Below are 4,376 nucleotides of genomic sequence, written 5' to 3'. Positions count from 1 at the left end.
CACCTTAAAGGTCATTCTGAGGCCGAAGGCCGAAGAATCTCAGAAAACACGGTTTTATGAGATCCTTCGGTCGCTTACGCTCCCTCAGGATGACACCTACGCTTACGCTCCCTCAGGATGACACCTAATTAAGGACTTAGGGGGTGTGCAGTTTTAAACTTTAAACTGTGCAGTTTTAAAATTTAGCTAACATAAAAAAACGCACCTTTGTTCTGGTGCGTTTTAGTAAAGTAAAGGTTACTAACCGTTTTTTAGCTTTCTATTTTTAGCAATTTCCCTATCCTGTTTACGGCTTCTTTTATCCTGTCTTCCGGCTCAACCAGGGCAAACCGAATATAGCCTTCGCCATATTCGCCAAATCCGATTCCCGGCGCCACCACTACCCCTGTTTCCTTAAGCAGAAAAGAGGTAAATTCCATTGAAGTCAATGCACTGTACTTCAAGGGAATATGCGCCCAGACATAAAAAGTTGCCTTGGGCCGCTCTACATCCCAGCCGACCTTCCGGAGGTTATCAACCAATACATCCCGCCGGAGCTGATACATCTGAACTGCCTGCTTGACACAATCCTGAGGACCGTTCAGCGCCTTTATCGCAGCCCACTGTACAGCCTGGAACATACCAAAGTCAATATAACTCTTGGTCTTAGCCAATACTTTTAAAATATCGGCATTGCCTACACAGTAGCCAATCCGCCAGCCAGCCATGTTATAACTCTTAGAAAGAGTATGAAATTCGATCCCCATCTTTTTTGCTCCTTTGACCTGCAGTATACTAGGGGCTTTATATCCATCAAAGACTATATCGGAATATGCCAAGTCGTGGCCGATAATAATATCTTTGGAGCGCGCCCAAGCGACCATCTCTTTAAAAAACCCTAAATCGACAACCGCAGCGGTTGGATTGTGCGGATAGCTCAAGAAAAGGAGCTTGCTCATCTTGACTATCTCTTTGCCCAGGGATCTTAGATCCGGTTTAAACCCATTCTCTTTTTTCAACGGAATATTATAAAGGATACCTCCGGCCATGATTACGCCGTTAAAATGAACCGGATACGCCGGAGACGGCACTAAGGCAATATCATCATTGTTAAGAAATGAAAGCGAGAGATGGGCTATGCCTTCTTTGGAGCCGATTAACGGTAAAACTTCGGTCTGGGGGTCTAAATCTACGTTAAACACATCCTTGTACCGGTTGGCAATAGCCTGCCTTAGTTTTTGTTCCACTTCGTCGTCAAAGCGCGAATAGCGATGGGTGCTTTTCATTCTGGCAGCCCGGCAAAGCTCTTCGACAATATAATCCGGAGCGCCCTGATCAGGGTTTCCCATTCCCAAGTCAATAATATCTGTCCCTTGCGCTTTTACCTCGCGTTTCAAGCTGTCAATAATGGTAAACAGATAAGGGGGAAGCCGTTTTAATCTGTTTGCTTCATGAATCATTAGAAATCCTTCTCCTGTTCTGAAAGTTTGTATTCCACAAAACGGGTTATTTTATCCTTATCTTTTTTGCTCAGGTCGGTAAAAAATACAGCTGTATTATAAAGAATCTCGTCTCTTTCAGCAACTTCCTGGATTCTAACTACTACACCCTGGCCTTTGATCTTATCAAAATCATCGATCTTCTCACCGGCAATACGAGGGAGAAGCAGGATAATCACCACCTTGGTCATTAATTTTATCGGCTGATTCAATTGGCAATGGATCCCGGAACAACTTATGTCATGGATTTTGCTCTGGACAATTTCGCCGGTCCGGGCTATCTTAAGGCTAATATCCGCCTTTGCCCTGGGATATTTTCTTCTCTCTAATTGATCAGACATATCTACTCACATCTTTTCTGGAGCTGCAACTCCCAATAAATCCAGACAATTCTTCAAAACAATCCTCACACAATCAACGAGAAGAAGTCTGGCTGTTGTCAAACGAGCATCTTTGGTAACTACCCGGTATTTGGTATAAAAGTTATGAAAGCTTTTAGCCAGCGTGCGGACATAAAGCGTGACCTGCTGCGGCTCAAGAGACTTTGCGCTGCTGCAGACAATTTCCGGATAAGACCTCAGAATCTTTATTATACGGATTTCCTCGGATTTATCAAGCAAAAACGGATTAATCTTCGTATTTATTCTCCGGCGGGAAAACCGGACAATACTGCAAACCCTGGCATAGGCATACTGGACATAATATACCGGGTTATCTTCTGATTCTTTGCGGGCCAGGTCCAGATCAAAATCAAAATGCGAATCTCTCTTCCTCATCAAGAAGAAAAAACGGCTCGCATCAAGGCCCGTTTCCTTTACAAGCTGCCCGAGGGTAACAAACTCGCCCATCCTGGTAGACATCGCCAGGATCTTGCCCCGGTCATATATGGTAACTAATTGGACAATAAGCATTGATAATGCTCCCCTGGGATAACCCAGGGCCTGCATAGCTGCTTTTAACCGGGGAATATACCCGTGATGGTCCGGCCCCCAGATATCAATAATCTTTTTAAAACCGCGCCTGAATTTGTCCCGGTGATAAGCTATGTCAGGGGTGATATAGGTAAAACTACTATCTTGTTTTATCAAAACCCGATCTTTGTCATCGCCAAAACGTGTTGACTCAAGCCAGGTAGCTCCGTCCTTGTTGTAAAGATAACCCCTTTTGTTCAAATCCTGAAGCGTTTTTTTAACCCTGCCTGTTTTACTAAATGCGGCCTGTGAAAACCAACTATCAAAATTTACCTTGAATTCCTTAAGGTCTTTCTTGATTCCGCTCAGAATCACCTTTAACGCGTATCCTGAAAAGAAGCTTAATGTCTTTTTATCTGAGGAATTAAGATATCTAGGCCCGTATTTATCGGCGATTTTCCGGGCTATCGCCCTGATATATTGGCCCTTATATCCATTTTCCGGGAAGGAGCAATCCTTTTCAAATATCTCGAAATATCGGGCTTTTACAGAGCTGCCTAAAAGTTCGATCTGGCTGCCCTGGTCATTAATGTAATATTCTTTGCTGACCCGGTACCCGTTCACCCGCAGGATATTAGCCAAGCTATCGCCTACTGCCGCCTGACGGCCATGAGCTATGGTCAGGGGCCCGGTGGGATTAGCGCTGACAAATTCAACCTGAACACGCCTGCGCCTGCCGATATTTGACCTTCCATAATTTTTATTGGATCTTTTTATCTCGAATAAGACATTATACAAATATCTTACGTTTAAGAAAAAATTTATAAATCCCGGGGGTTTGATCTCGATCTTTTTAAGCTTACTGGTAAGAAGAGGGGTTTGCCCGAATCTATTTTTAATCTCGCCAACAATCAGCTCAGCGACCTTGGTTGAAGGTATCTTAGTCCGGCGGGCAATATCCATAGCAAGGTTTGTCGAAAGATCCCCGACTGATTCATTCTTGGGAGTTTCCAGCTTTATCCGGCCGGCAGATTCAGCAGGAAGCAGGCCTTTGGTTTTAAGCCTGTCTACTGCCTTATTGACTAAAATAATGATCTCCTCTTCTATCCTTTGGCTCACAAAGCACTCCTGGGGGCCTTTGACCATAACCGCTCTAAGTCATAAAAAGACCGCAGTTCCTTACAAAATATATGAACAATAACATCGTTATAATCGAGTAAGATCCACCTACCTTCCCGGTAACCATCAATATGCCAAACCCGAATATTGAAATGCTTTAATTCACCTAATATGTTGTCGGCTATAGCTTTAAGATGCCTGTCTGATTGGCCGTCACAGATAACAAAAAAATCGGTAAAATTAGAAATCTTCTTTAAATCGATTAAAAGAATATTCTCTCCTTTTTTGTCCCGGCAGGCCCGGGCACAAATCAAGGATTTTTCTCCTGAATCTATAACTTCCACCTCCTTACTCCATAAATCCTTTGCTCATTTAAAAAGGCATGCCGCTTTTGTCTAATCTTACTCGACATGCCTCTTTGATGTCAAAAATATAATTAAGCTCCAGGTTTTAATATTCGATACATTCCCGTGCCGCAGTCTGGACATTTGCCCTTCATAGCCGGTCTTCCATTCTTCATGGTAACTTTTTGGGCGTCCTTCATTTCCTTTTTACTTTTACATTTTACACAATATGCTTCCAAAATTCTCACCTCCTCAATTCAAATTGAATTTACTATACTATATTGGCTGATTTTTGTCAAGAATTATATCGTGCCCTGTTATCTACGAATTAAAAGTGCGCAGTTTTAGAGCGATTTAAGTTTTAAAAGTGCATACCTTAACCGAAATTAAAAATAATAACGCTAAAAAAGTCATTCTGAGGCCGAAGGCCGAAGAATCTCAGAAAACACGGTTTTATGGGAGATCCTTCGGTCGCTTACGCTCCCTCAGGATGACACCTACGCTTAGGCTCCCTCAGGATGACA

The 4,376-nt window shown here is 43.0% G+C and carries 5 protein-coding genes; all 5 read right to left on the bottom strand.

Going from position 1 to position 4,376, the window contains the following annotated elements:
* Window positions 1-251 precede the first annotated feature (251 nt).
* The gene (locus tag U9Q08_00835; protein ID MEA3328278.1) at window positions 252-1,439 is read right to left on the bottom strand and encodes an LL-diaminopimelate aminotransferase; all 1,188 of its coding nucleotides are present in this window, start codon (window positions 1,437-1,439) and stop codon (window positions 252-254) included.
* Window positions 1,439-1,819, bottom strand: coding sequence for a PilZ domain-containing protein (locus U9Q08_00830; GenBank protein MEA3328277.1), 381 nt, complete (start codon window positions 1,817-1,819; stop codon window positions 1,439-1,441). The genes U9Q08_00835 and U9Q08_00830 overlap by 1 nt, the downstream gene beginning before the upstream one ends.
* A gap of 6 nt (window positions 1,820-1,825) precedes the next feature.
* Window positions 1,826-3,508, bottom strand: a complete 1,683-nt coding sequence (gene argS / locus U9Q08_00825; protein ID MEA3328276.1) for an arginine--tRNA ligase — start codon at window positions 3,506-3,508, stop codon at window positions 1,826-1,828.
* A complete protein-coding gene (gene rsfS / locus U9Q08_00820; protein ID MEA3328275.1) occupies window positions 3,505-3,852 on the bottom strand; it encodes a ribosome silencing factor in 348 nt (115 codons plus the stop codon). The genes argS and rsfS overlap by 4 nt, the downstream gene beginning before the upstream one ends.
* Window positions 3,853-3,944: 92 nt before the next feature.
* A complete protein-coding gene (locus U9Q08_00815; protein MEA3328274.1) occupies window positions 3,945-4,091 on the bottom strand; it encodes a DUF5679 domain-containing protein in 147 nt (48 codons plus the stop codon).
* Window positions 4,092-4,376 lie beyond the last annotated feature (285 nt).

Source organism: Candidatus Omnitrophota bacterium, assembly GCA_034717435.1.
Taxonomy (GTDB): Bacteria; Omnitrophota; JAUWXU01; order JAUWXU01; family JAUWXU01; genus JAYELI01.
The sequence above is the reverse complement of the archived record's forward strand: the minus strand, read 5'-3'. Positions and strand labels throughout refer to the sequence as shown.

Coding starts and splice junctions, on each gene's coding strand:
- U9Q08_00835 (MEA3328278.1), bottom strand. CDS start 1,439: ATGATTCATGAAGCAAACAGATTAAAACGGCTTCCCCCTTATCTGTTT.
- U9Q08_00830 (MEA3328277.1), bottom strand. CDS start 1,819: ATGTCTGATCAATTAGAGAGAAGAAAATATCCCAGGGCAAAGGCGGAT.